Source organism: Micromonospora sp. B006 (genome assembly GCF_003408515.1).
Lineage (GTDB): Bacteria > Actinomycetota > Actinomycetes > Mycobacteriales > Micromonosporaceae > Micromonospora > Micromonospora echinospora_A.
Genome location: NZ_CP030865.1, coordinates 1614706 through 1637910 on the forward strand (window position 1 = coordinate 1614706; position 23205 = coordinate 1637910).

Genomic DNA, 23205 nt, shown 5'->3' on the forward strand with positions numbered 1-23205 from the left:
CGGCGTCGCCCCGGCGTCGGAGCGGTGGCGGAGTCGGGAGCGTGTGCTCGGCGCCGAGGGCGTCCGGCCGGTCAGCCCCGGGCCGCCGGCTGCTGGCCCCGCACGACGAGCTGGTCGAGCAGCGTCGCGGTGGCGGCGGCCACGGCGTCCACCGCGGCGTCGAACGCGGCGGCGTTGTGCGCAGCCGGGGTACGGAACCCGGAGATCTTCCGGACGTACTGCAACGCGGCGGCGCGGATGTCCTCCTCGGTGACCACCGGGACGTACGGCTCACGCAGGGTCTTGATGCTCCGGCACATGGCTCCTCCTCGTTCGGTCCGACCAGCTCCACCCGGATACGCTGTCCGGGTCATGACTACCGCAGCCGCGGGCAGCCCGCGCACCTACCAGGTGCGTACGTACGGCTGCCAGATGAACGTGCACGACTCCGAGCGCATCTCCGGCCTCCTCGAGGATGCCGGTTACGTGCGCGCCGCCGAGGCCGACGATCAGCCCGACGTGGTGGTGTTCAACACCTGCGCGGTCCGGGAGAACGCCGACAACCGGCTCTACGGCAACCTGGGTCATCTGCGCCCCGTGAAGGCGAAGCACCCCGGGATGCAGATCGCCGTCGGCGGCTGCCTGGCCCAGAAGGACCGGGGCGACATCGTCCGCAAGGCGCCCTGGGTGGACGTCGTCTTCGGCACGCACAACATCGGCGCGCTGCCGGCGCTGCTGGACCGGGCGCGGCACAACGCCGCGGCCGAGGTGGAGATCCTGGAGTCGCTGGAGGTGTTCCCCTCCACGCTGCCGACCCGGCGCGAGTCGACGTACGCCGGATGGGTCTCGATCTCCGTCGGCTGCAACAACACCTGCACGTTCTGCATCGTGCCCTCCCTGCGCGGCAAGGAGAAGGACCGCCGCCCCGGCGACGTCCTCGCCGAGGTGCGCGCGCTCGCCGACGCCGGCGTGCTGGAGGTGACGCTGCTCGGGCAGAACGTCAACTCGTACGGCGTCGAGTTCGGCGACCGGTACGCGTTCGGCAAGCTGCTGCGCGCCTGCGGCGACATCGACGGGCTGGAGCGGGTGCGGTTCACCAGCCCGCACCCGAAGGACTTCACCGACGACGTGATCGCCGCGATGGCCGAGACGCCGAACGTCTGCCACTCGCTGCACATGCCGTTGCAGTCCGGCTCGGACGACGTGCTGCGGGCGATGCGACGCTCGTACCGGTCGGAGCGCTACCTGGGGATCATCTCCAAGGTCCGGGCGGCGATGCCGGACGCGGCGATCACCACCGACATCATCGTCGGCTTCCCCGGCGAGACCGAGGCCGACTTCGCCCGCACGCTCGACGTGGTCCGGGAGGCGCGGTTCTCGTCGGCGTTCACGTTCCAGTACTCCAAGCGCCCCGGCACCCCGGCCGCCGCCATGGACGGTCAGTTGCCCAAGCAGGTCGTGCAGGAGCGCTACGAGCGGCTGATCGCCTGCGTCGAGGAGATCACCTGGGCGGAGAACAAGAAGCTGGTCGGGGAGACCGTCGAGGTGCTCGTGGCAGTCGGCGAGGGCCGCAAGGACGAGCGCACCGGCCGGATGTCCGGCCGGGCCCGCGACGGCCGCCTCGTGCACTTCGCCACCGGCGAGCTGGCCGGGCAGATCCGCCCCGGCGACATCGTGCACACAGTTGTCACGTACGCCGCCCCGCACCACCTGAACGCCGACGGCGCGCCGCTGGCCCACCGGCGTACCCGGGCCGGTGACGCGGCCGAGGCGGGACAGGTCCCGCGTACCCCCGGGGTGTTGCTCGGGCTGCCGACGATCGGCGCGCCGGCCCCGTCACCGGCCCCCACCGGCGGCTGCGCCGCCCACTGACCGCCCCCGCGTAAGGAAGGGCCCCCTTTTAACACTCGGTGTTAAAAGGGGGCCCTTCCTCTACCGCAGGCGTTAATAAGGGGCCCTTCCTTGCACGGTCAGCAAGCGGTGCCGTTGAGCTTGACCGTGGCGGGGGCGGCGGCGGTGCCGTTGGCGGTGAAGCCGACGGTGACCGACGCGCCCGCCGCCAGCGACGACGCCCAGCCCGGCGCGGCTGCCGTCACGGTGGTGCCGGACTGCGTGACTGTGGCGTTCCAGCCGCTGGCGAGCGTCACCCCGGACGGCCAGGTCCAGGTGGCCGACCACGGGTTCACCGCGGCGGTGCCAGTGTTCTTGACCGTCAGCTCACCCTGGAAGCCACCCGCCCAGGAGTTGATCTGCTTGTAGGTGGCGGTGCAGCCGCCGGTGGCCGGCGGCGGGGTGGTCGGGGCCGGGGTCGTCGGCGCCGGCGAGGTGTTCGGGGTGCCGGTGGGGGACGGGCTGGTGGTGCCGCCACCGCCGGTCGGCGGGATCAGGTACGGCGTGAGGATGTCCTGCTTCGGCTGGTTGATAGTGGTCCAGTCATCGTTGGCGATGCCGCCGGTGTCACCGGAGTTCGGGTTCCACGACCAGTACGTGAACGACATCCCGTTCACGCCGGTGCCGGTGTACGCCATCAGGTTCTGCAGCCAGATCTTGTCCTTCGGGTCCTGGAGCGTGGTGCCGAACTCGCCCATCATGATCGGCGCGATGTTCTGCTTGTAGAGGTAGCCCCAGTACTTGTCCCAGATGGCCGGCATGTTCGCCGGGTAGGTCGGGTCGTCGAACCAGGCCTGGCGGTAGACCGAGGTGGCGTACTCGTGCGGCGAGTAGACCAGCCGGTTCGCCACGTTCAGCCGGACCGGGAACTGCCCGGCCTTGGACAGGTTGCCGCCCCACCAGCCGCAGTCCTCGTCGTTGCTGGGGTCGTTGTCCCAGACGTTCGACAGGCCGCCGCTCGGGCAGCTCACGCCCTCCACGAAGATCAGCCAGTTCGGCTGCACGCCGAGGATCGCGTTGCCGGCCCGCTCGGCGGCCAGCCGCCAGTCCCGGGCGGTGTCGCCGCAGCCCCAGCAGGCGCCGGTGGCGGCCGGGTTGGTGCCCTCGGCGTGCGGCTCGTTGTGCAGGTCCGCGCCGATCACAGTGGTGTTGCCCGCGTACCGCTGGGCCAGCATCTTCCAGTCGTTGATCCAGGTCGCCTCGGAGACCGTCGAGGTGTACCAGAGCGGCGACTGACCGGCCGACGTGGGCCGGTGCCGGTCCAGGATGACCCGCATCCCCTTGCTGCCCGCGTAGTCGATGACCTTGTCGAGGATCTGCAACGGGGAGAGCCCGATCAGGTCCGGGTTGACGAAGTCGTTGATGCCGGTCGCCGTCGCGCCGGACTTGAGCGCGTCGTTCGAGTACGGGATCCGCAGCGTGTTGTAGCCCAGCCGGGCCATGGTGTCGAGCTGCGAGCGCCACGGGTTGCTCGACCACAGGCCGTGGAACGTCTTGTTGTCGGTCTCCATCCCGAACCAGTTGATGCCGGTCAGCCGGACTGTCGTGCCCGTGCTGTCGACGATCTTGTTGCCGCTGGTGTGCAGGTAACCGGTGCCGGTGCCACCGGCAGCCGCGGCGGCCGGTGCGGTGGAGACGGCGGCGGCGACGAGAACGCCGGCCGCTGCGGTGGCGAGCGCCGTCAGGGCGCCGCCGAGGGCGGTGCGTCGGTGCATGGAAGCTCCACTTCGGATGCCCGCGCCGCGCAGGCGCCGCGGGCGGCAGGACCAGGAGGCACGTCCCGCTCGTCATCGAGTACGCGCGCAGCGCGCGCCGGGCCGTGTCGTGTGGACGGCCAACCGCGAAATGTCGCACCGGCGACCGTCGACGGCGAGATCAGCCGCCGGTGCCCTCGTGCCGGTGCCTGAACCTGGCTCCGCCGCTCATTCTGATCAGCCTGCCTCGATGCGTCAACCCGGCCCGGACGCAGGTGAGCCCCCGGCCGGACCGGCCGGGGGCTCACCGATGTGTCTGTCCGCCGGCCTGCCCGGCCGGGGTGCTCGCGTCAGCCGGCCTGCTCGGCGAGCTGGAGGAACTGCCGCTTCGACGCGAGCGCCTGCTCGGCCTCCTTGATCCGGCGGGTGTCACCGGCGGCCTGGGCCCGGGCCAGCCGGTCCTCGGCCTCGGCGACCTGGGCGCGCATCTGCGCCAGCAGCGGGTTGTCCTCCTTGGAGGTACGCCGCCACGCCGAGTCCATCACCTCGCGGACCTTGTCGTCCACGGCCCGCAGCCGGCGCTCCAGCCCGGAGGCGGCCTCGCGGGGCACGCGACCGGCCTCGTGCCACTGCGCCTGGATCTCCCGCAGTTTCGCCTGGGCGCCCTTCGGGTCGCCGTCGACGTCGAGCGCCTCGGCCTCGGCCAGCAGCGCCTGCTTGCGCTCCAGGTTGGCGCGCTGCTCGTTGTCGCGCGCCGAGAAGACCTCGCTGCGCCGGCTGAAGAACTCGTCCTGCGCGGCCCGGAACCGTTCCCAGAGCTTCTGCTCGGCCTCCTTGGCGGCGCGCGGCGCGGCCTTCCACTGGGCCATCAGGTCCTTGAGCTGACCGGCGGTGACGCCCCAGTCGGTGGACTCCTTGAGCTTCTCCGCCTCGGCGACCAGTTCCTCCTTGACCGTCTGCGCCTGCTTGCGCTGCTGGTCGAGGGAGGCGAAGTGGGCGCCCCGGCGGCGGGTGAAGCCGTCCCGGGCGGCCGCGAACCGCTTCCACAGCTCACCGTCGGTCTTCTTGTCGACGCCGCGGATGGTCTTCCACTCGTCGAGGATCTCCTTGAGCCGGTCCCCGGCGGTCTTCCAGCCGGTCGACTCGGCGGCCAGCTTCTCGGCCTCCTCGACCAGGGCGGTCTTGCGCGCCAGCGCCTCACCCCGGGCGGCCTCGCGGGCTGCCTTGGCCTCGCCGGCCTTCTCCTCGGCGACGACGGCGAGCTTGTCCAGCCGGGCGGCCAGCGCGTCGAGGTCACCGACCACGTGCGCCTCGGCCAGCGAACCGCGGATCCGCCGGATCGTGGTCAGGGAGTGGCCGGCGTCAGCCGCGCCCGAGTTGAGCCGGGCCTCGGTCAGGTCGACCTCGGTCACCAGATCGGCGTAGCGCCGGGCGAAATGGGCGAGCCCTTCCTCCGGTGCGCCCGCCTGCCAGGATCCGACCACCCGCTCGCCCTCGGCCGTCTTGACGTAGACGGTGCCGTCCTCGTCCACCCGTCCGAAGGCAGTCCAGTCGCTCATGTGCCCATCCTCGTTCTCCCGGCGTCGAGGGGACAGTCCCCTCGAATCGCCGCCACGGCGCAGCAAACTTTCTCCCGGCATTGTCACAGGTCCGACCCGGTCCGTGTCGAGCGCCTGCCGTCGACCGTGACCATACGGTGTCGTACGCCCTCGATGACCGGATCGGCGCGGGGACGCACCGGCGGATCCCGATAGGTTGGGGGGCGTGCCACTGGTCGCCGCCGCCGTCTGCCCCCATCCGCCGTTGATCGTGCCCGAGCTGGCCGGGGCCGCCGCGCCCGAGCTGGACGACCTGCGCGCCGCCGCCGACGCCGCTGTCGCCCGGCTGCTCGCCGCGCAGCCCGAGGCGATCCTGCTGATCGGCGGTGGGCCGGAGACCGTCCGCTTCAACGCCGCCGAGCACGGTTCGCTGCGCCCGTACGGGCTGGACCGGCACGTGCGGCTCTGGAAAGTCAACTGCGCGGGCGGGGACCGCCTGCCGCTGAGCCTGACCGTCGGCGCGTGGCTGCTCAACCGCTCCGGCACCGAACTGCCCCGCCTGGCCCGGTCGGTGGCACACGACGCCACGCCGGCCGAGTGCGCGGCGTTCGGCGCGAGCCTGATCGACGACGACGATCCGCGGGTCGCGCTGCTCGTACTCGGTGACGGGTCCGCCTGCCGCGGCGTCACCGCGCCGGGGTACGACGACCCGCGCGCGCCCGCGTACGACGAAGGGGTCGCGGTGGCCCTGGCCGGCGCGGACACGGCGGCGCTGCGTGACCTGGACCCGGTGCTGTCGGCGCAGTTGCGGGTCGCCGGGCGCGCGCCGTGGCAGGTGCTGGCCGGCGCGGTCGACGCGGCCGGCGGCGACTGGCGGGGTGAGCTGGGCTACCACCGCGCCCCCTACGGCGTGGCCTACTTCGTGGCGAACTGGGAGCGGGTGTGACAGTCGTCGCCGTGGTCGGGCCGACCGCGGCCGGGAAGTCGGCGCTGAGCATCGCGCTGGCGCACGCGCTCGGCGGCGAGGTGGTCAACGCCGACTCGATGCAGCTCTACCGGGGCATGGACATCGGCACCGCGAAGCTGACGCCGGCCGAACGCGAGGGTGTGCCGCATCACCTGCTGGACATCTGGCCGGTGACCGAGCCGGCGAGCGTCGCGGAATATCAGGCGCTGGCCCGCGCGGCCGACGACGACATCCTTGCCCGGGGGCGGGTGCCGCTGCTGGTCGGCGGCTCCGGGCTGTACGTGCGGGCGGTGCTCGAACAGTTCGAGTTCCCGGGCACCGACCCGGCGCTGCGTCAGCGGCTGGAGGCGGAGTTGGCCGCTGTCGGCCCGCTGCCGCTGCACGCGCGGCTGGCCGAGGCGGACCCCGGGGCGGCGGCGAGCATCCTGCCCACCAACGGGCGGCGGATCGTGCGGGCGCTGGAGGTGATCGAGCTGACCGGCGCGCCGTTCACCGCGTCGCTGCCGTCGCCCACGCCGTACTACCCGTCGGTGCAGCTCGGCGTCGACCTGGACACTGCAGTGCTGGACGAGCGGATCGCGCTGCGGGTGGACCGGATGTGGGCCGACGGGCTGGTCGACGAGGTGCGGGCGCTGATCGCCGAAGGGCTGCCCGAGGGGCGTACGGCCAGCCGGGCGCTCGGCTACCAGCAGGTGCTGCGGTTCCTGGCCGGGGAGCTGACCGAGGCCGAAGCGCACGAGGAGACCATCCGCGCCACCCGCCGGTTCGTCCGGCGGCAGCGCTCCTGGTTCCGGCGTGACCCGCGCATGCACTGGCTGGACTCGGCGTCGCCCGCGTTTCTCGACACTGCCCTGCGGGTGGTCGCCGAGCATCGGCCATGATGGGGGCGTGGAGTTCACCAAGGGTCACGGCACCGGCAACGACTTCGTCATCCTGCCCGACCCGGACGGCACGCTCGACCTGACACCCGGCCTGGTCGCCGCGCTCTGCGACAGGCGGCGCGGCCTCGGCGGCGACGGCGTGCTGCGCGTGGTGCGCGCCGCCAAGCACGCCGAGGGCGTCGCGCTGGCCGGCGAGGCCGAGTGGTTCATGGACTACTGGAACTCCGACGGCTCGTTCGCCGAGATGTGCGGCAACGGGGCCCGCGTGTTCGTCCGCTATCTTCTGGACCGTTCGCTGGCCGCCGCCCCGTCCTCGTCGGGCGGGACGCTGCCCATCGCCACCCGCGCCGGCCTGGTCCGGGCCCGCGTCGAGGGCGCGGACGTGGCGGTCGAGATGCGCCGCCCCCGGCTGTACGACACGGCTACCGCCACGCTCGGCGGGCTGACGCTGCCCGGCGCCGCCGTGGACGTCGGCAACCCGCACCTGGTGTGCGCGTTGCCCGCCGCGCTGGAGCTGACCGCGCTCGACCTCACGCGCGCGCCCGAGGTGGACGCCTCCACCTTCCCGGCCGGGGTGAACGTCGAGTTCACCACGCCGGGCGAACCGGTCGCCGGCACCGACGCGCACGTGCTGATGCGGGTCTACGAGCGCGGCTCGGCCGAGACGCTGTCCTGCGGCACCGGCGCGTGCGCGGTCGGCGCGGTGGCGTTGCGCGACGCCGGCCTCGACACCGGCACGGTGGCGGTGGACGTGCCCGGCGGCCGCCTGACGGTCACCGTGACAGCCGACTCCTGCTGGCTCTCCGGCCCCGCCGTCCTGGTGGCCACAGGCACCCTGACCCCCTCCGCCCTGGGCGCCCTCCCCGGTTGATCAAGGAGTTCAGGGCGGATTTCTGGCGTTCCGGTGACACGAACTCCTTGGTCAACATCCGTGCCGAGGGGTGTTCGGGGCCCTGGCACGCGTGCCCTCATCCGTCCCGCCCTGTCCGGCGCACTGCCGCCCGGCATGATCAACACCAGCTCGCGGAAGTGGTGGGGTCGCGGAGCCTCTGATGGCACTACTGCGGGGAACTGGTGTTGATCAAGGGTGATGATGCCGCCACTTCGGGGAAGTGGAGTCGATCAAGCCGGGGTGAGGGGCCTTCTGGCTGACTTGTCCGCCTCAGGGCGGGGGCGCTGTCGGAGATCTTGGAAGATTCGGGCCCCTATGGGGACTGAACAGCCCCTATGGGGGCCATTTCCTTCCAAGATCTCGCGGGACGCCTGACTGCGCTGGGTGCGGATGCGGAGACGCGCGCGCTCGTGCGCCGCACCGGTCGGAGGCGCTGCCTCGCGAGGAGCGTTGCCGCAAGAGCGCTGTCCCGCGAGGAGGTGCTGCCCTGCGAGGAGGCGCTGCCCTGCGAGGAGGTGCCCTGCGAGAGGGTGCCGGGAGCGGGGGGAACGCGTCAGGGGGTGGCGCTGGCGTTGGCGGCGATCTCGGGCAGGTCGGCGGGGCCCGGGTCGGCCGCCGGCGCCGGCGTGGCGGCCGGGTTCTGGGCGGCGGCCCGCACGGCGGCGGCCACGGCCGGGGCGACCCGGGAGTCGAACACGCTGGGCACGATCACCGTCGGGTTGATCTTCACCTCGCCGACCACGTCGGCGATGGCCCGGGCGGCCGCGAGCGCCATCTCCTCGGTGAACTCCTCGGCGTGCGCGTCGAGCATGCCGCGGAACACGCCGGGGAAGGCGAGCACGTTGTTGATCTGGTTGGGCTGGTCCGAGCGGCCGGTGGCGACCACTGCGGCGTACTTGCGCGCCTCCCGCGGGTCGACCTCCGGGTCGGGGTTGGCGAGCGCGAAGACGATCGAGTCCTTCGCCATCTGGGCGACGTCCTCGCCGGTGAGAAGGTTCGGCGCGCTGACGCCGATGAACACGTCCGCGCCGCGTACCGCACCGGCCAGGTCGCCGGAGTAGTTCTCCTTGTTGGTGTTCTCGGCCAGCCACTGCCAGGCCGGGTTGAGGTCCGGCAGGCCGCGGTGCAGGGCGCCCTGGCGGTCGTACGCGATGATGTCGCCGACGCCCTGACGCAGCAGCAGCTTCATGATCGCGGTGCCGGCCGCGCCGGCGCCGGAGACCACGACCCGGACGTCCGCGAGCTGCTTGCCCACGACGCGCAGCGCGTTGGTGAGCGCGGCCAGCACGCAGATCGCGGTGCCGTGCTGGTCGTCGTGGAAGACCGGGATGTCGAGGGCCTCGCGCAGCCGGGCCTCGATCTCGAAGCAGCGCGGCGCGGCGATGTCCTCCAGGTTGATCCCGCCGTACGCGGGCGCGATCGCCTTGACGATCGCCACGATCTCGTCGGTGTCCTGGGTGTCCAGCACCACCGGCCAGGCGTCCACCCCGCCGAAGCGCTTGAACAGCGCGGCCTTGCCCTCCATCACCGGCAGCGAGGCGGCCGGGCCGAGGTTGCCCAGGCCGAGCACGGCGGTGCCGTCGCTGACCACGGCGACCGTGTTTCGCTTGATGGTGAGCCGGCGGGCGTCGGCCGGGTTCTCCGCGATGGCCATGCAGACCCGGGCCACCCCCGGGGTGTACGCGCGGGACAGCTCGTCGCGGGTGCGCAGCGCGACCTTCGGGGTCACCTCGATCTTGCCGCCGAGGTGCAGCAGGAACGTGCGGTCGGAGACCTTGCGCACGTCCACCCCGTCGAGCGCGGTGAGCGCGTCGACCACCTGGTCGGCGTGCCCGGCGTCGGCGGTGTCGCAGGTCAGGTCGACGATCACGTGCGCGGGGTCGGAGTCGACCACGTCCAGCGCGGTGACGATGGCCCCGGCCTCGCCGGCGGCGGTGGTGAGCCGGCCGATGGAGGAGGCGTCGGCGGGTACCGCGATCCGGATGGTGATGGAGAATCCGGCACTCGGCAGTCGTGTGTTGGCCACGAGAAACTCCTCCGTCGGCGCTGAGCGGCTCGACTGGCATTTCTACTCGCCTGCCCAGGTCGCCCGGCACTCGCCCCCGCTACCCGTCGGTAGCGTCACGGGCATAAGACAGGTGCGCCCGGCGTTGACACATGTCAGGATTGCTGTCACGCGCCGAAAATTCTCGGCGATGCACATAACGGACAGGAGACGCAGTTTGCGCGAGCAGGAGACCTTCCATCCCTACGAGGACGACGAGCTCGAGGCCACCACGGGTGAGTACGAGCTGTCGGAGCGGCAGGCGCTGCGGCGGGTCCCCGGCCTCTCCACCGAACTCACCGACATCACCGAGGTCGAATACCGCCAGCTGCGGCTGGAGCGGGTCGTCCTGGTCGGGGTCTGGACCGAGGGCACGCAGACCGACGCCGACAACAGCCTCACCGAATTGGCGGCGCTGGCCGAGACGGCTGGCTCGCAGGTGCTCGAAGGGCTGATCCAGCGCCGGCACCGGCCCGACCCGGCCACGTACATCGGCCGCGGCAAGGTCGACGACCTGGGTGCCGTGGTGCTCGCCACCGGCGCCGACACGATCATCTGCGACGGTGAGCTGTCGCCGTCGCAGCTGCGCAACCTGGAGCAGCGCACCAAGGTCAAGGTGGTCGACCGGACCGCCCTGATCCTGGACATCTTCGCCCAGCACGCCAAGAGCAAGGAGGGCAAGGCGCAGGTCGAGCTGGCCCAGCTCGAATACCTGCTGCCGCGCCTGCGCGGTTGGGGCGAGACGCTGTCCCGGCAGACCGGTGGTAGCGGTCGCGGTGGTGGCGCCGGCGGCGGCGTGGGTCTGCGGGGTCCCGGTGAGACGAAGCTGGAGACCGACCGGCGGCGCATCCGCCACCGCATCGCGCGGCTGCGTCGCGAGATCAAGAGCATGGCGACGGTACGCCAGACCAAGCGCGCCCGGCGCACCCGTAACGCGGTGCCGGCGGTGGCCATCGCCGGCTACACCAACGCCGGCAAGTCCAGCCTGCTCAACCGCCTCACCGGGGCGGGTGTGCTGGTGGAGAACGCGCTGTTCGCCACGCTGGACCCGACCACCCGCCGGGCCACCACGTCCGACGGGCGGCTCTACACGCTGTCCGACACGGTCGGCTTCGTCCGGCACCTGCCGCACCAGATCGTCGAGGCGTTCCGCTCGACGCTGGAGGAGGTCGCCGACGCGGACCTGGTCGTGCACGTGGTCGACGGCACCCACCCGGACCCGGAGGAGCAGGTCCGGGCGGTACGCGAGGTGCTCGCCGAGGTGGGCGCCGACCGGCTGCCGGAACTACTGGTGGTGAACAAGACCGACGCCACCGACGAGGAGACGATGCTGCGGCTCAAGCGGCTCTGGCCGGACGCCGTGTTCGTCTCCGCGCACAGCGGGCGCGGGATCGACGAGATGCGTGAGGCCGTCGAGCGGCGGCTGCCCCGGCCGGCCGTCGAGGTGCGCGCGGTGCTCCCGTACGACCGGGGTGACCTGGTGGCCCGGGTGCACCGGCAGGGTGAGGTGCTCAGCACCGCGCACCTGCCCGAGGGCACGCTGCTGCACGTACGGGTGGGCCAGGGGCTCGCCGCCGAGCTCGCGCCCTACCGGGCGGGGGACCGGCTGACCAGCGACGAGCGGGTGGGCGCCGGACGGTGAGCCGTCCGGCGTCACCCGCCGGAAACCCCCGCCGTGCGACACTGAGCGTCATGCGGCACGTTGTCTCCTCGGTCACGCTCGCGCTCGGCCTGGTCGGCGCGGTCGTGGCGCCGGCCGGGCCGGCCCCGGCGGCACCCGCCGCGGCCCCCGTGCTGGCCGCGGCTCCCAAGAAGAAGTGCACGGTCGAGGACAACCGCCTCCGCGAGCTGTCCGGCCTGATCGCCACCAGCAGCGGGTACGTCGTGATCAACGACGGCACCGACGACGCCAGCCGCAAGCGGGTCTTCTACCTGGACGCCAAGTGCAAGGTCGACAGGGAGGTCCGGTACTCCGGCGACGGGCCCTTCGACACCGAGGACCTGGCGCTCAGTCCGGACCGCAAGACCCTCTGGATCGCCGACACCGGCGACAACGTGGAGAAGAAGACCCGCCGGGAGCGGGTCGCGGTCTGGACGATGCCGCTGAGCGGCGCGAAGCAGCCGGTGCTGCACCGGCTCAGCTACCCGGGCAAGGAGCCGCACGACGCGGAGGCGCTGCTCGTCGGCGACGACAACATGCCGCTGGTGATCACCAAGGAGCTCTCCGGCAAGTCGGAGATCTACACCCCGACGGTGAAGCTGAAGGCCGGCGGCGACCCCGAGCCGATCCCGATGAAGAAGGTCGGCGAGGTCACGCTGCCGAAGACCGACACCGAGAACAAGCTCGGCTCGCCCGGGCGGGCGCTGGTGACCGGCGCGGCCCGCTCACCCGACGGCAGCAAGGTGGTGCTGCGCACGTACGCCGACGCGTTCGAGTTCGACGTGTCCGGCGGCGACATCGTCAAGGCGCTGACCACCGGTAAGCCGCGCATCACGCCGCTGGCCGACCCGTTCGGCGAGGCGATCTCGTACACGCCCGACGGCAAGTTGTTCGTCACCGTCTCCGACGGCGGGACGCTCGACGACTCGGACCCGATCGAGATCCTCAGCTACACGCCGTCCGCCACCGGGGTGGAGGCGCTTCCGAACGGCGGCAAGGCCGAGACGAAGGCGGCCGCCGAGAAGTCCTGGCTCGAAGGGCTCTCACTCGACGAGATCACGTACCTGATCGCGGCGGTCGGGGTGCTCGGGGCGCTCCTGGTCGGCGCGGGCGTCTTCGGCATCCTGCGGTCGCGGCGCAAGCCGGCGCCCCGCGCGGCGGCCGCGGAGCCCGAGCGCAGCGGCGAGTTCCCGGCGAACGGTTTCCCGTCGGGCGAACGGCCGGACGCCCCGCGCGGCGGGGTCTACGGCGCTGGTCAGGGCGGCGTCTACGGTGGCGCGGCGAACGGCGACCGCCCGCCCTCCGGCGGTGTGTACGGCGGTGGCCGGCCGGGCGGCGGCGTGTACGGCGGCGCGCCCCAGAGCGGCGGCCGTGGCCAGGGTGGCGGCCGTCCTCCGGCCGGGACCCGCCCGCAGGGCGGTGGCGTCTACGGCGGCGGCCCGGCCGGCGGCGGAGGTCGCGGTAGCGGTGTCTACGGCGCAGGCCAGGGCGCGCCGGGCGGCGGCGCGGCCCAGGGCGGTCCGGGCCGTGGCGGCCCGGGTGGCGGCGGAGGCCAGGGCGGTTCGGGCCGTGGCGGCCAGGGTGGCGGCTACGGCGGCGGCCCGGGTGGGGCCGGATACCGCGGGCAGCCCGGCGGCGACCCGCGCGGGGGCGGCGGCCGGGCCGAGCCGCCGCGTCGCGGCCAGGAACCGCGTGGCGCGCGCCGCGACGACGACTACGACGACCGGGGCCAGTACGGCCCGGTGTCCGGCGGTGGCCGGGAGTACCGGGGCGACCGCTACTGAGACGACACGGAAAAGGGGTGACCGGCGACGGTCACCCCTTTTCGCTGCTGTCGGGTCAGATGCGGCGCAGCACCGCGACGACGCGACCCATGATGGTGGCGTCGTCGCCGGGGATCGGGTCGAAGGCCGGGTTCTGCGGCATCAGCCAGACGTGCCCGTCGCGGCGCCGGTAGGTCTTGACCGTCGCCTCGCCGTCGAGCATCGCAGCCACGATGTCGCCTACCTCGGCGTTGGGCTGCTGCCGGACGACCACCCAGTCGCCGTCGCAGATCGCCGCGTCGAGCATCGAGTCACCCTTGACCTGGAGCATGAAGACCTCGCCCTCGCCGACCAGCTCGCGGGGGAGGGGGAAGATGTCCTCCACCGCCTGCTCGGCCAGGATCGGGCCACCGGCGGCGATGCGGCCCAGCATCGGCACGTACGCCGGGGTGGGCCGCTGCGCGCGGGCGGCCTCGTCGTCGGCCTCGCCCGGGGCCCGGACGTCGACGGCGCGCGGCCGGTTCGGGTCGCGGCGCAGGTAGCCCTTCTTCTCCAGCTCCTTGAGCTGGTAGGCGACGCTGGACGGGGAGACCAGCCCGACCGCCTCGCCGATCTCGCGCACGCTCGGCGGGTAGCCGTGCCGCTCGACCCAGGTGCGGATGAACTCCAGGATCCGCCGCTGCCGGGCGGTCAGGTCGACGGTCGCCGGGTCGGGGAAGCTGCTCACCACCGGCGTGACCGGGCGCACCGCCGCGGGGGCGGTGCGGCTGCGGGCGGCGCGGGGGCGGCGGGTCGCCGGAGGACCCGCCCCGTCGTTCGGCTGCGGGTTCTTCTGCCGGCTGGCCCGGTCCTCGGTCACGTCCGTCCCTCCCTGGTCGGCGCTGGGGTGCCTCGTCGGCTCGTGGTGCGTGTGGTCTGACCGTATAGGTGAGATCGGTCATTTTCAAACATCTGTACGACCTGGTGTCGGCGTGTCGTGCCGAATTCCTGGATTTCCGAACTGTTGTTCTGATAGAAGAGTACGCCGCTCGTACAGATGTTCCATTGCGGCGGCCCGTGACTAGCACGGGACGCTGTCCGTTGGGCTCCTCGGTGGCGGCGCGCCGGACGTGATGCTGACGACGCGCCGGACACGCCGACCAGCTTGACCTCGCTTGGGGTTCGGCATACGGTCGACCCCTAGATGTAGTAGTCACACGGGCGTAAGTTGCCCACAGGTTGGGTTCAACTACCGAACGCACTCCCGCACCGCGCACTCGGCGACGGTCATCGGACGATGACTCCGCCGTGCCGACGCGTGCCCGGGAGCCGGTAGGTGTGCCCGCGATCGACGGAGGAGGTCGGGCGAATGCGGTGTCCGTACTGCCGGCACGCCGACTCCCGGGTGGTCGACTCGCGGGAGGCCGACGACGGCCAGCTCATCCGGCGGCGGCGGTCCTGCCCGGAGTGCGGCAAGCGGTTCACCACCGTCGAGGAGGCGGTGCTCGCGGTGGTCAAGCGCAGTGGCGTGACCGAGCCGTTCAGCCGTACGAAGATCATTGGTGGGGTGCGCAAGGCGTGCCAGGGGCGGCCGGTCGACGACGACTCGATCGCGCTGCTGGCACAGAAGGTCGAGGAGACCGTCCGGGCCAAGGGGGCGGCCGAGATCCCCAGCCACGAGGTGGGCCTGGCCATCCTCGGCCCGTTGCGTGACCTCGACGAGGTGGCCTACATGCGGTTCGCCAGCGTCTACCGGTCCTTCGACTCGCTCGCCGACTTCGAGCGCGAGATCGAGACGCTGCGGGCCGCCGCGCGCGCCCGGGAGGGCGCCGGTGCTCAGGCGGCCGACGCCGCCGGCGCGATCAGCTGACATTTTCGGGTTTCTGACAGGTATACGAGGCGCGGTGGGTGACCGTGCCGACGAGGGGGGCGAGGGCGTGACGACCAGTAAGTCACGGAACAAGGCCGGGGCGGGGCTGAAGATCGAGCGTGTCTGGACGACCGCGGGGGTGCATCCCTACGACGAGGTCGCCTGGGAGCGCCGCGACGTCGTCATGACGAACTGGCGGGACGGCTCGATCAACTTCGAGCAGCGCGGGGTGGAGTTCCCCGAGTCCTGGTCGGTCAACGCGGCGAACATCGTGACCACCAAGTACTTCCGGGGCGCGGTGGGGACCCCGGAGCGGGAGTGGTCGCTCAAGCAGTTGATCGACCGGGTGGTCGAGACCTACCGCACCGCCGGTGAGGAGTACGGCTACTTCGCCACCCCGGCCGACGCCGAGGTGTTCGCGCACGAGCTGACCTGGATGCTGCTGCACCAGGTGTTCAGCTTCAACTCGCCGGTCTGGTTCAACGTCGGCACTCCGTCGCCGCAGCAGGTCAGTGCCTGCTTCATCCTGTCGGTCGACGACTCGATGGACTCCATCCTCGACTGGTACAAGGAGGAGGGCCGGATCTTCCAGGGCGGCTCCGGCGCCGGGGTCAACCTGTCCCGCATCCGTTCCTCGAAGGAGCTGCTCTCCTCCGGCGGCACCGCCTCCGGCCCGGTCAGCTTCATGCGCGGCGCGGACGCCTCCGCCGGCACCATCAAGTCCGGTGGCGCCACCCGGCGCGCGGCCAAGATGGTCATCCTCGACGTCGACCACCCGGACATCGAGGAGTTCGTGGCGACCAAGGCGCGCGAGGAGGACAAGATCCGCGCGCTGCGCGACGCCGGCTTCGACATGGACCTGGGCGGCGCCGACATCGTCAGCGTGCAGTACCAGAACGCCAACAACTCGGTCCGCGTCTCGGACGAGTTCATGACCGCTGTGGAGAACGGCGGCGGCTTCGACCTGCGCGGCCGGCTCGACGGGCAGACCATCGAGACGATCGACGCGAAGAAGCTGTTCCGCACCATCTCCCAGGCCGCCTGGGAGTGCGCCGACCCGGGCCTGCAGTACGACGACACCATCAACGACTGGCACACCTGCCCGGAGACCGGGCGGATCACCGCGTCGAACCCGTGCTCGGAGTACCTGCACCTGGACAACTCCTCGTGCAACCTGGCCTCGCTGAACCTGATGAAGTTCCTCCGCGCCGACGGCGGCTTCGAGGTGGAGAAGTTCGTCAAGTCGGTCGAGTTCGTCATCACCGCGATGGACATCTCGATCTGCTTCGCCGACTTCCCGACCGAGAAGATCGGTGAGACCACCCGCGCCTACCGGCAGCTCGGCATCGGGTACGCCAACCTGGGCGCGCTGCTGATGGCCACTGGCCTGCCGTACGACTCGGAGCAGGGCCGGGAGGTCTCCGCCGCGATCACGTCGCTGATGACCGGCACCGCCTACCGGCGTTCCGCCGAGCTGGCCGGCATCGTCGGCCCGTACGACGGCTACGCCCGCAACGCCGAGCCGCACAAGCGGGTCATGCGCAAGCACGCCGCCGCCAACGACGCGATCAAGCCGATCGGCACCGTGGGCACCGCCGTGCAGCGCGAGGCGACCAAGCAGTGGACGCTCGGCAACAAGCTCGGTGACAAGTACGGCTGGCGCAACTCGCAGGCCAGCGTGCTCGCCCCGACCGGCACCATCGGCCTGATGATGGACTGCGACACCACCGGCGTCGAGCCGGACCTGGCGCTGGTGAAGTTCAAGAAGCTGGTCGGCGGCGGCTCGATGCAGATCGTCAACCAGACCGTGCCGCGCGCCCTGCGCAGCCTCGGCTACCCCGAGGAGCAGGTCGAGGCGATCGTCGAGCACATCGCCGACCACGGGCACGTGGTGGACGCCCCGGGCCTCAAGCCGGAGCACTACCCGGTCTTCGACTGCGCCATGGGCGAGCGGTCGATCGCGCCGATGGGTCACGTGCGGATGATGGCGGCGGTCCAGCCGTTCATCTCCGGCGCCATCTCCAAGACGGTCAACATGCCCGAGCAGGCCACCGTCGAGGACGTCGAGAAGATCTACTTCGAGGGCTGGAAGCTCGGCCTCAAGGCGCTGGCGATCTACCGGGACAACTGCAAGGTCGGCCAGCCGCTGTCGGCGGCGAAGAAGAGCAAGGGTGCCGTCGAGACCCCGGCCCCGGCCGCCGCGCCGGAGAAGGTCGTGGAGAAGGTCGTCGAGTACCGCCCGGTGCGCAAGCGGCTGCCGAAGAAGCGCCCCTCGGAGACCATCTCGTTCTCGGTCGGCGGCGCGGAGGGCTACCTCACCGCCTCGTCCTACCCGGACGACGGCCTCGGCGAGGTCTTCCTCAAGATGTCGAAGCAGGGCTCGACCCTGGCCGGCGTGATGGACGCCTTCTCGGTGGCCATCTCCATCGGTCTCCAGTACGGCGTCCCGCTGGAGACGTACGTCAGCAAGTTCACCAACATGCGCTTCGAGCCGGCCGGCATGACCGACGACCCGGACGTGCGGATGGCCGCCTCGGTGATGGACTACATCTTCCGTCGCCTGGCGCTGGACTTCCTGCCGTACGACCGCCGCGCCGAGCTGGGCATCTTCACCGCCAAGGAGCGGGCCGCCCAGCTCGCGGCCGAGGCGGAGGCGGAGGCGAGCGGTGCGGACCTCACCGCGATGGCCTCCTCCGCCCCGGTCGAGGCGCCGGAGCCGAAGACGGGCCCGATCGCGCAGCCGGTGCAGGAGATGGCCGACGTCGCGGCCGTCAAGCCGGCCCCGGCCGTGGGTTCCAGCACCGAACTGCTGGAGGCCGTGATCGGCAAGGCCGCCGACGCGCCGCTCTGCTTCACCTGCGGCACGAAGATGCGGCCCGCCGGTAGCTGCTACGTCTGCGAGGGCTGCGGCTCCACCAGCGGCTGCAGCTGACGACCGACCGAAGACGCGAGCGCGGCAGGGACCTCCCTGCCGCGCTCGCGCGTGCTTTGGCGAGTCGGGCTCAGCGCAGGGTACGGAGGAACACCTGCCACGGCTGACGCCCAAAGCGTAGAACCGGGCCGCCTGCATCCTTGCTGTCGCGGACTTCTACTGCCTGGTCGGCGTATCTCGCTTCGACGCAGGCTCCGTTGGTGCCGCTCCGGGTGCTCTTGCGCCACTGCGAGTCCACGTCCGCCTCCTACTCCACGGGCAGCGCGCCTCGGATCGCTTCGATCATTGCCGCCGAGTCGGTTGGCGACAGGGCCGCGGCGCGCAGGCTGTTGAACACCACCGTAGACCACCCACGGCCCGGTTCTTCCGGTGTGGAGCTGCGGTGGGGGTGGTGCCCCGTGGCCCTGCCCGACGCGGCGTCGCGAGCTGCGGGCCGAGTTCGCCGGAGCGCCGGTGTCGTTGGGCTTGTACATGGGGTCCTATCTGGTGTGGGCGGAGGATCTGACCTGGGTACCGGCCGGAGTGTTGCATCAGCGCTTCCTCGGGTGGGTGCGATGAGTGTCATTCGGCCGGGCGACGAACGGTTTCATTACTGCGACGGCTCGCACCGGTGGGTGCCGCTCGATCCTGACTTCGACCAGGAGGTCTGGGAGGCCATGGTGCGCGAGCACCAACAGCGGCACCTGGAGGAGATCTCCCGAGGACTTCGTTCCCGTCGGCCCAAACGGCCGTAGGTGCCCACTGTCACAGCCCATCGTGTACGCGAGCTGGAATGCTCGGGGGATGAGCACGGCCGACAGCTATCGGGCGTTCGCCGAGCGCGAGGCGCGCGGCGTGTCACCGGCGTACGAGCGGTTGTCGCGGGCGGTGGCGCGCGACCGGAAGCTCCTCGCGCTGCTCGACACGCTGCCACCGGCCAAGCGCCAGCCGAACCTGCTGTTCGGTGTGGTGCGGCTGGGCGGCGGGCCGGTGGACGACCCGGCGGCCTTTCGCGCGTACGTGCTGGCGCACTGGCCGGACGTGGCGGCGCAGATGCGGGTGCGGGCGACGCAGACGAACGAGGCCGGCCGTTGCGCGGTGCTGCTTCCGGTGCTCGCGGCGTTGCCGCAGCCGCTGGCGTTGCTGGAGGTCGGCGCGTCCGCCGGGCTGTGCCTCTACCCGGACCGGTACGCCTACCGCTACGGCGACCGGCGGATCGGCGACGGCGAGCCGGTGCTCGACTGCGACCTGACCGGCACCGAGCCGCCGCAGCGGCGCCCGGAGGTGGTGTGGCGCGCCGGGCTCGACGTGAACCCGCTCGACGTCACCGACCCGGCCGACCTGGCCTGGCTGGACGCGCTGATCTGGCCGGAACACCGCCACCGCCGGGAACGGCTGCGTGCGGCGGCGGCAGTCGCGGCGGCCGACCCGCCACTGCTGGTACGCGGTGACGTGGTGGACGACCTGCCGGCGCTGGCCGCGCAGGCCCCGGCCGGGGCGACGCTCGTGGTGTTCCACAGTTCGGTGCTCTACCAGGTGCCGCCGCCACGCCGGGACGCCTTCACCGCGCTGGTGCGGACGCTGCCCGGACACTGGATCGCCAACGAGGACCCATCCGTGCTGCCGCACGCGGCGCTACCCGAGCCGCCCGCCGAAGGCTTCCACAACGTCCTCGCCCTGGACGGCCACCCCCTGGCCTGGACGAGAGGCCACGGCCAGGCGATCACCTGGCTCCCGACCCCGACCTGAGCGCGTGATCATGAGGTTGGCGGCGCGACACGCCGACGCGACGACCGCCAACCTCATGATCAACGGGGCTGTGCGGGCGCGGGTGGGGGACTAGGGTCGGCGGGTGTGAGTGAACACGGGTGGCTGGTGGAGACGCGGGCCGCCTATGACACCGTTGCTGAGGACTACGCGCGGCTGCTGCCCGATGTGGTGGAGCCGCCGCTGGACCGGGCGCTTCTGACCGCGTTCGCCGAGATGGTCGGGCCGGGCCGGCCGGTGCTGGAGGTGGGCTGCGGCACCGGGCGCGTCACCGCCCACCTGCACCGGCTCGGCCTCGACATCAGCGGCGTCGACCTCTCGCCCGGCATGGTGGCGGTGGCCCGGCGGACGTACCCGGATCTGCGCTTCGAGGTCGGCTCGCTGACCGAGCTGACCGCGCCGGACGGGTCGCTGGCCGGGCTGGTCTCCTGGTACTCGCTGATCCACCTGCCACCGGAACTGCTGCCCGAGGTGTTCGCCGGCTTCCACCGGGTGCTCGTCCCGGGTGGTCACCTGCTGCTGGCGGTGAAGGCCGGCGACCGGCTCGACCGCCGGGAGCAGGCATACGGCCACCCCGTCGGGTACGACGTCTACTGGCTGTCGCCGCAGCGGCTGGCCGCGCAGCTCGCGGCGGCCGGGTTCGCGGTGACGGCGACGACTGTCCGCGCGCCGGCCGACGGCGAGCGGCAGCCCCAGGCGTTCCTGCTCGCGCACCGCTACTGAACCGGACGCGGCTCGGCCGAGCCGCCGCCGACCTCGACGGGAAGCGGGCCGGCAGCAGACGGTCAGGGCCGGCGCGGAGTCACCGAGATCTGCTCGGCGATCGCGACGACCTGGTCGACGGAGAGCCGCAGCGGCGCCTGCAGGTTGACCACTGCCCCGCCGGGCACCTCGGCCTGCAGGAACCAGAAATCCTCGGCGCGGATCAGTCGGGCCTCCCGGCCGCCCACCGTGACCCTTCGCTCCTCCCGGGCTCCCATTACGTTGCGCAGCAGGTCCGGGTCACGGCATGGAACCACCTGCACGGTGAGCGTCTCGTCGGGGGAGTCGCCCTGCAGGGTCAGGATGGTGTCGTCCTTGAACATGGCGACCCGCCAGCCGCGCGGCGCCAGCCGGACCCGCAGCGGCACCTGCTGCGGCTCGTCGACGACGTGCTCGGCCAGCCGGAGCAGCGCCGCGTCGTCGGCGAAGATGCCGTGGCCGGTCAGCGTCACCCACTGACCGGGCCTGCGTTCCCACGACATGTCGAGCCGGCGGGGCCCGCCGGGGTTCGGCTCCTCGTAGATCTCGGCCGGGCGGCCTGCGACGGCCACCGGACGCGACGTCTTCGCGATCCGTGCCGGTCGGCTGTCCCAGACGAAGAGGTAGACGTCGTCGGCGGCGCCGCGGGACAGGTACACGGCGAGAAACTGGCCCGGAGCGTAGCTGTAGCGAGGTGGGCTCAGCGTCACCGGCCGCGAGCGCAGGGTCAGCGGAAACTCCGGGATCGTCGCCGCCACCAGGGTCAACGGCTCTGCCGATCGGTCGAGCGGACGCACCGCGAGGCCGACGCCCGCCCCGGCCACCGCCACGGCCCCGGCTGCCACCAGGAGCGTCCGCCGCCGCAGCGGCGGGACGGTCCGGCGTACGGATGCGGCGGCGAACTCGCCGGCGAGGCGGTCCCTCGCGAGGCGGAGCGTCTCGGTGGACGCTTCCGGGGCGTCCGGTCCGTGCGTACGTAGCAGGTTGATCTCGTTCATGTCGGCTCCTCGAGGGCGAGCGCGAGTCGGGTGAGTCGGCGGGCACGGTGCAGGCGGGAACGGACGGTGCCGAGCGGGATGTCGAGCACGGCGGCGATCTGCTCGTACGACAGGTCCGCCCACGCGGTGAGCAGCAACACGTCCCGGTCCCGCCGGTGCAGCGAGGCCAGCGCCAGGGCCAGGTCCCGGCGCAGGGCGCCGGCGTCCAGCCGGTCGATCGCGTCCTCGATCACCGGCGGTGCCACCTCGCCGGCGGCGAGCCGGGCCAGCGCGCGGTAGCGGCGTTCCTCGGTTCGCACGTGCCGGCGTACGAGGTTGGTGGCGATCCCGAAGAGCCACGGCCGTACGCCGACGTCCGAGGTGTATGACGCCCTCCGCCGGAATGCGACCAGGAAGGTCTCGGCCAGTAGGTCGTCCGCCGGAGGACCGATGCGGCGAGCCAGATAGCGGTGCACGGGGACGGCATGCCGGTCGAACAGCGGCCCGAACCGCTCCGGCTCGGCAACGGACGCGCGTATCACGTCGTCGTCCGACGGCTCGTGGGGCGGCCCGACCCCGGGATGTTCCCGCTCGTGGGCCTCGGCCCGGCGCATCTTGTTCGTCACACCCGTTCATGCCCGGTCGGCGCGGACCGGTTCACGGCGCAACCGCATCCGGTCGTAGTGTCCCGCCCGGACGGCCAGCGCGACGGGAGGTACCAGCGCGGGCACCCAGGGCGTCGCGCGAGGGTAAGGGGCCCACTCCGTAGACTCCAGCGGTGCGTGACGAGCTGGCGGACCGGCCGCTGACCGAGCCCCACCCGTCGCGGCTGTCCTCGGATCACCCCGCGCGGGAGCGGATCCTGGCCGCGCACGCCGCCGCCCTCGCCGCCGGGGAGGCCGGCTACCTGGACCCGGAGACCGGGCTGTTCGTGCTCAGCGCGGGCTTCCTGGCGCGGCGCGGCACGTGCTGCGGGCGAGGTTGTCGGCACTGTCCGTACGTAACCGATTAGGGGCTTCCGTCCCCGCGCGGGCACGCCGTACGGTGTCCGACGGAACTCCGGCGGGTCGGACCCGCCGCCGACCGCGGAGGTCTCCCGTGCGTGCCCGAATCTGGCTGGCCGTTCCGGCCGTCCTGCTCGCCGCCGGCTGCGCCGAGGAGGCCCCGACGGTGGACGTGCCGACGGATCCGCGCCCGCCGGTCGCGGTCGCGGCCGCCTCCTCGGGCGGTGCCTGCCGCCTGCTCGACTTCGCGGTGATCGCCGAGCACACCGGCGGCGAGTTCGACGTGGCCGCCGCCACCGAGCGGGGCGACACGCACACCTGCGTGGTGCGGGCGGCCGGTGCGGTGCTGCCGGAGCTGACGCTGTCGGTGACCGAGACGTCGATCGACGCGGCCACGTTCACCATCGACGTGCAGCCCGGCGGCGCCACGAAGATCACCAAGCTGGGTAAGGCCGGCTATCGGCGCACGCTGCCCAAGGCCGCGAAGGCGGGCCCGGTCGCCGAGGTCGGCTGGCTGGCCACCGAGGGCCGGCTCGCCACGCTGCGCTGGACCGCCCCCACCGGCACCGCCAAGGCGGAGGCGGACAAGACGGCCGGCAAGCTGGTCGCGCTGGCCAAGGTGATCGACACCCGCCAGCTCTGACCAGA

Annotated in this window: 21 protein-coding genes; 13 read left to right on the plus strand and 8 right to left on the minus strand. The window is 72.2% G+C overall.

The window, feature by feature from the left end; genetic code table 11:
- Positions 1-71: 71 nt before the first annotated feature.
- A complete protein-coding gene (locus tag MicB006_RS07790; protein WP_013284740.1) occupies positions 72-299 on the minus strand; it encodes a DUF2277 family protein in 228 nt (75 codons plus the stop codon).
- Positions 300-351: 52 nt separating this feature from the next.
- On the opposite strand from MicB006_RS07790, the gene miaB reads away from it, so the two are divergent.
- Positions 352-1851 carry a tRNA (N6-isopentenyl adenosine(37)-C2)-methylthiotransferase MiaB gene (gene miaB / locus MicB006_RS07795; protein ID WP_116504884.1) on the plus strand — a complete coding sequence of 500 codons (1500 nt, stop codon included), beginning with the start codon at positions 352-354 and terminating at the stop codon, positions 1849-1851.
- 98 nt (positions 1852-1949) lie between these two features.
- On the opposite strand, the gene MicB006_RS07800 is transcribed toward miaB, so the two are convergent.
- Together MicB006_RS07800 and MicB006_RS07805 are read right to left on the minus strand one after the other, a co-directional pair.
- Entirely contained in the window at positions 1950-3584 is a 1635-nt protein-coding gene (locus MicB006_RS07800) for a cellulase family glycosylhydrolase (protein ID WP_116504886.1), read from the minus strand.
- Between the two features lie 329 nt (positions 3585-3913).
- The gene (locus MicB006_RS07805; RefSeq protein WP_116504888.1) at positions 3914-5122 is read right to left on the minus strand and encodes a DUF349 domain-containing protein; all 1209 of its coding nucleotides are present in this window, start codon (positions 5120-5122) and stop codon (positions 3914-3916) included.
- 205 nt (positions 5123-5327) lie between these two features.
- On the opposite strand from MicB006_RS07805, the gene MicB006_RS07810 reads away from it, so the two are divergent.
- Genes MicB006_RS07810 through dapF form a run of 3 tightly spaced genes read left to right on the plus strand, consistent with a single transcriptional unit; the run spans position 5328 to position 7820 of the window.
- On the plus strand, positions 5328-6047 hold the full coding sequence (locus MicB006_RS07810; RefSeq protein WP_116504890.1) for a class III extradiol dioxygenase subunit B-like domain-containing protein: 720 nt from the start codon (positions 5328-5330) through the stop codon (positions 6045-6047).
- Positions 6032-6949 (plus strand): tRNA (adenosine(37)-N6)-dimethylallyltransferase MiaA, encoded by a 918-nt coding sequence (gene miaA, locus MicB006_RS07815; RefSeq protein ID WP_370013469.1) that lies wholly within the window; start codon positions 6032-6034, stop codon positions 6947-6949. The genes MicB006_RS07810 and miaA overlap by 16 nt, the downstream gene beginning before the upstream one ends.
- A 7-nt stretch (positions 6950-6956) precedes the next feature.
- Positions 6957-7820, plus strand: coding sequence for a diaminopimelate epimerase (gene dapF, locus MicB006_RS07820; protein WP_116504893.1), 864 nt, complete (start codon positions 6957-6959; stop codon positions 7818-7820).
- 574 nt (positions 7821-8394) lie between these two features.
- Here the strand turns inward: dapF and MicB006_RS07825 are convergent.
- Complete coding sequence (locus tag MicB006_RS07825; RefSeq protein WP_116504895.1) at positions 8395-9867, minus strand: NAD-dependent malic enzyme; 1473 nt, start codon at positions 9865-9867, stop codon at positions 8395-8397.
- Positions 9868-10063: 196 nt separating this feature from the next.
- On the opposite strand from MicB006_RS07825, the gene hflX reads away from it, so the two are divergent.
- Positions 10064-11527 (plus strand): GTPase HflX, encoded by a 1464-nt coding sequence (gene hflX, locus MicB006_RS07830; protein WP_116504897.1) that lies wholly within the window; start codon positions 10064-10066, stop codon positions 11525-11527.
- 50 nt (positions 11528-11577) lie between these two features.
- Positions 11578-13329: a hypothetical protein gene (locus MicB006_RS07835; protein ID WP_116504898.1), complete on the plus strand. Its 1752-nt coding sequence runs from the start codon at positions 11578-11580 to the stop codon at positions 13327-13329.
- A 55-nt stretch (positions 13330-13384) separates the two neighbouring features.
- On the opposite strand, the gene lexA is transcribed toward MicB006_RS07835, so the two are convergent.
- On the minus strand, positions 13385-14167 hold the full coding sequence (gene lexA / locus MicB006_RS07840; protein WP_116504900.1) for a transcriptional repressor LexA: 783 nt from the start codon (positions 14165-14167) through the stop codon (positions 13385-13387).
- A gap of 489 nt (positions 14168-14656) precedes the next feature.
- Here lexA and nrdR point away from each other — a divergent pair, with 489 nt between their 5' ends.
- Together nrdR and MicB006_RS07850 are read left to right on the plus strand one after the other, a co-directional pair.
- The gene (nrdR, locus tag MicB006_RS07845; protein WP_073830207.1) at positions 14657-15157 is read left to right on the plus strand and encodes a transcriptional regulator NrdR; all 501 of its coding nucleotides are present in this window, start codon (positions 14657-14659) and stop codon (positions 15155-15157) included.
- Between the two features lie 34 nt (positions 15158-15191).
- Positions 15192-18089 carry a vitamin B12-dependent ribonucleotide reductase gene (locus MicB006_RS07850; protein ID WP_116504902.1) on the plus strand — a complete coding sequence of 966 codons (2898 nt, stop codon included), beginning with the start codon at positions 15192-15194 and terminating at the stop codon, positions 18087-18089.
- Between the two features lie 70 nt (positions 18090-18159).
- On the opposite strand, the gene MicB006_RS07855 is transcribed toward MicB006_RS07850, so the two are convergent.
- Positions 18160-18327: a DUF397 domain-containing protein gene (locus tag MicB006_RS07855; protein ID WP_116504904.1), complete on the minus strand. Its 168-nt coding sequence runs from the start codon at positions 18325-18327 to the stop codon at positions 18160-18162.
- A 316-nt stretch (positions 18328-18643) separates the two neighbouring features.
- On the opposite strand from MicB006_RS07855, the gene MicB006_RS07865 reads away from it, so the two are divergent.
- From MicB006_RS07865 to MicB006_RS07875, 3 genes are all read left to right on the plus strand, one after another.
- Positions 18644-18823 (plus strand): hypothetical protein, encoded by a 180-nt coding sequence (locus tag MicB006_RS07865; protein ID WP_116504908.1) that lies wholly within the window; start codon positions 18644-18646, stop codon positions 18821-18823.
- A 49-nt stretch (positions 18824-18872) separates the two neighbouring features.
- The gene (locus MicB006_RS07870) at positions 18873-19817 is read left to right on the plus strand and encodes a DUF2332 domain-containing protein (protein ID WP_116504910.1); all 945 of its coding nucleotides are present in this window, start codon (positions 18873-18875) and stop codon (positions 19815-19817) included.
- Between the two features lie 105 nt (positions 19818-19922).
- Positions 19923-20558 carry a class I SAM-dependent methyltransferase gene (locus tag MicB006_RS07875; protein ID WP_116504912.1) on the plus strand — a complete coding sequence of 212 codons (636 nt, stop codon included), beginning with the start codon at positions 19923-19925 and terminating at the stop codon, positions 20556-20558.
- A 62-nt stretch (positions 20559-20620) separates the two neighbouring features.
- Here the strand turns inward: MicB006_RS07875 and MicB006_RS07880 are convergent, their stop codons facing one another.
- Together MicB006_RS07880 and MicB006_RS07885 are read right to left on the minus strand one after the other, a co-directional pair.
- Positions 20621-21574: a hypothetical protein gene (locus MicB006_RS07880; protein ID WP_116504913.1), complete on the minus strand. Its 954-nt coding sequence runs from the start codon at positions 21572-21574 to the stop codon at positions 20621-20623.
- The gene (locus MicB006_RS07885; protein WP_073830488.1) at positions 21571-22167 is read right to left on the minus strand and encodes an RNA polymerase sigma factor; all 597 of its coding nucleotides are present in this window, start codon (positions 22165-22167) and stop codon (positions 21571-21573) included. Before MicB006_RS07885 ends, MicB006_RS07880 begins: the two co-directional genes overlap by 4 nt.
- A 164-nt stretch (positions 22168-22331) precedes the next feature.
- Here MicB006_RS07885 and MicB006_RS07890 point away from each other — a divergent pair, with 164 nt between their 5' ends.
- Together MicB006_RS07890 and MicB006_RS07895 are read left to right on the plus strand one after the other, a co-directional pair.
- Positions 22332-22565, plus strand: a complete 234-nt coding sequence (locus MicB006_RS07890; protein WP_116504915.1) for a DUF5522 domain-containing protein — start codon at positions 22332-22334, stop codon at positions 22563-22565.
- Positions 22566-22651: 86 nt separating this feature from the next.
- Positions 22652-23200, plus strand: a complete 549-nt coding sequence (locus MicB006_RS07895) for a hypothetical protein (protein ID WP_116504917.1) — start codon at positions 22652-22654, stop codon at positions 23198-23200.
- Positions 23201-23205: the final 5 nt, after the last annotated feature.

Coding starts and splice junctions, on each gene's coding strand:
- MicB006_RS07790 (WP_013284740.1), bottom strand. CDS start 299: ATGTGCCGGAGCATCAAGACCCTGCGTGAGCCGTACGTCCCGGTGGTC.
- miaB (WP_116504884.1), top strand. CDS start 352: ATGACTACCGCAGCCGCGGGCAGCCCGCGCACCTACCAGGTGCGTACG.
- MicB006_RS07800 (WP_116504886.1), bottom strand. CDS start 3,584: ATGCACCGACGCACCGCCCTCGGCGGCGCCCTGACGGCGCTCGCCACC.
- MicB006_RS07805 (WP_116504888.1), bottom strand. CDS start 5,122: ATGAGCGACTGGACTGCCTTCGGACGGGTGGACGAGGACGGCACCGTC.
- MicB006_RS07835 (WP_116504898.1), top strand. CDS start 11,578: ATGCGGCACGTTGTCTCCTCGGTCACGCTCGCGCTCGGCCTGGTCGGC.
- nrdR (WP_073830207.1), top strand. CDS start 14,657: ATGCGGTGTCCGTACTGCCGGCACGCCGACTCCCGGGTGGTCGACTCG.
- MicB006_RS07865 (WP_116504908.1), top strand. CDS start 18,644: ATGAGTGTCATTCGGCCGGGCGACGAACGGTTTCATTACTGCGACGGC.
- MicB006_RS07870 (WP_116504910.1), top strand. CDS start 18,873: ATGAGCACGGCCGACAGCTATCGGGCGTTCGCCGAGCGCGAGGCGCGC.
- MicB006_RS07880 (WP_116504913.1), bottom strand. CDS start 21,574: ATGAACGAGATCAACCTGCTACGTACGCACGGACCGGACGCCCCGGAA.
- MicB006_RS07885 (WP_073830488.1), bottom strand. CDS start 22,167: ATGCGCCGGGCCGAGGCCCACGAGCGGGAACATCCCGGGGTCGGGCCG.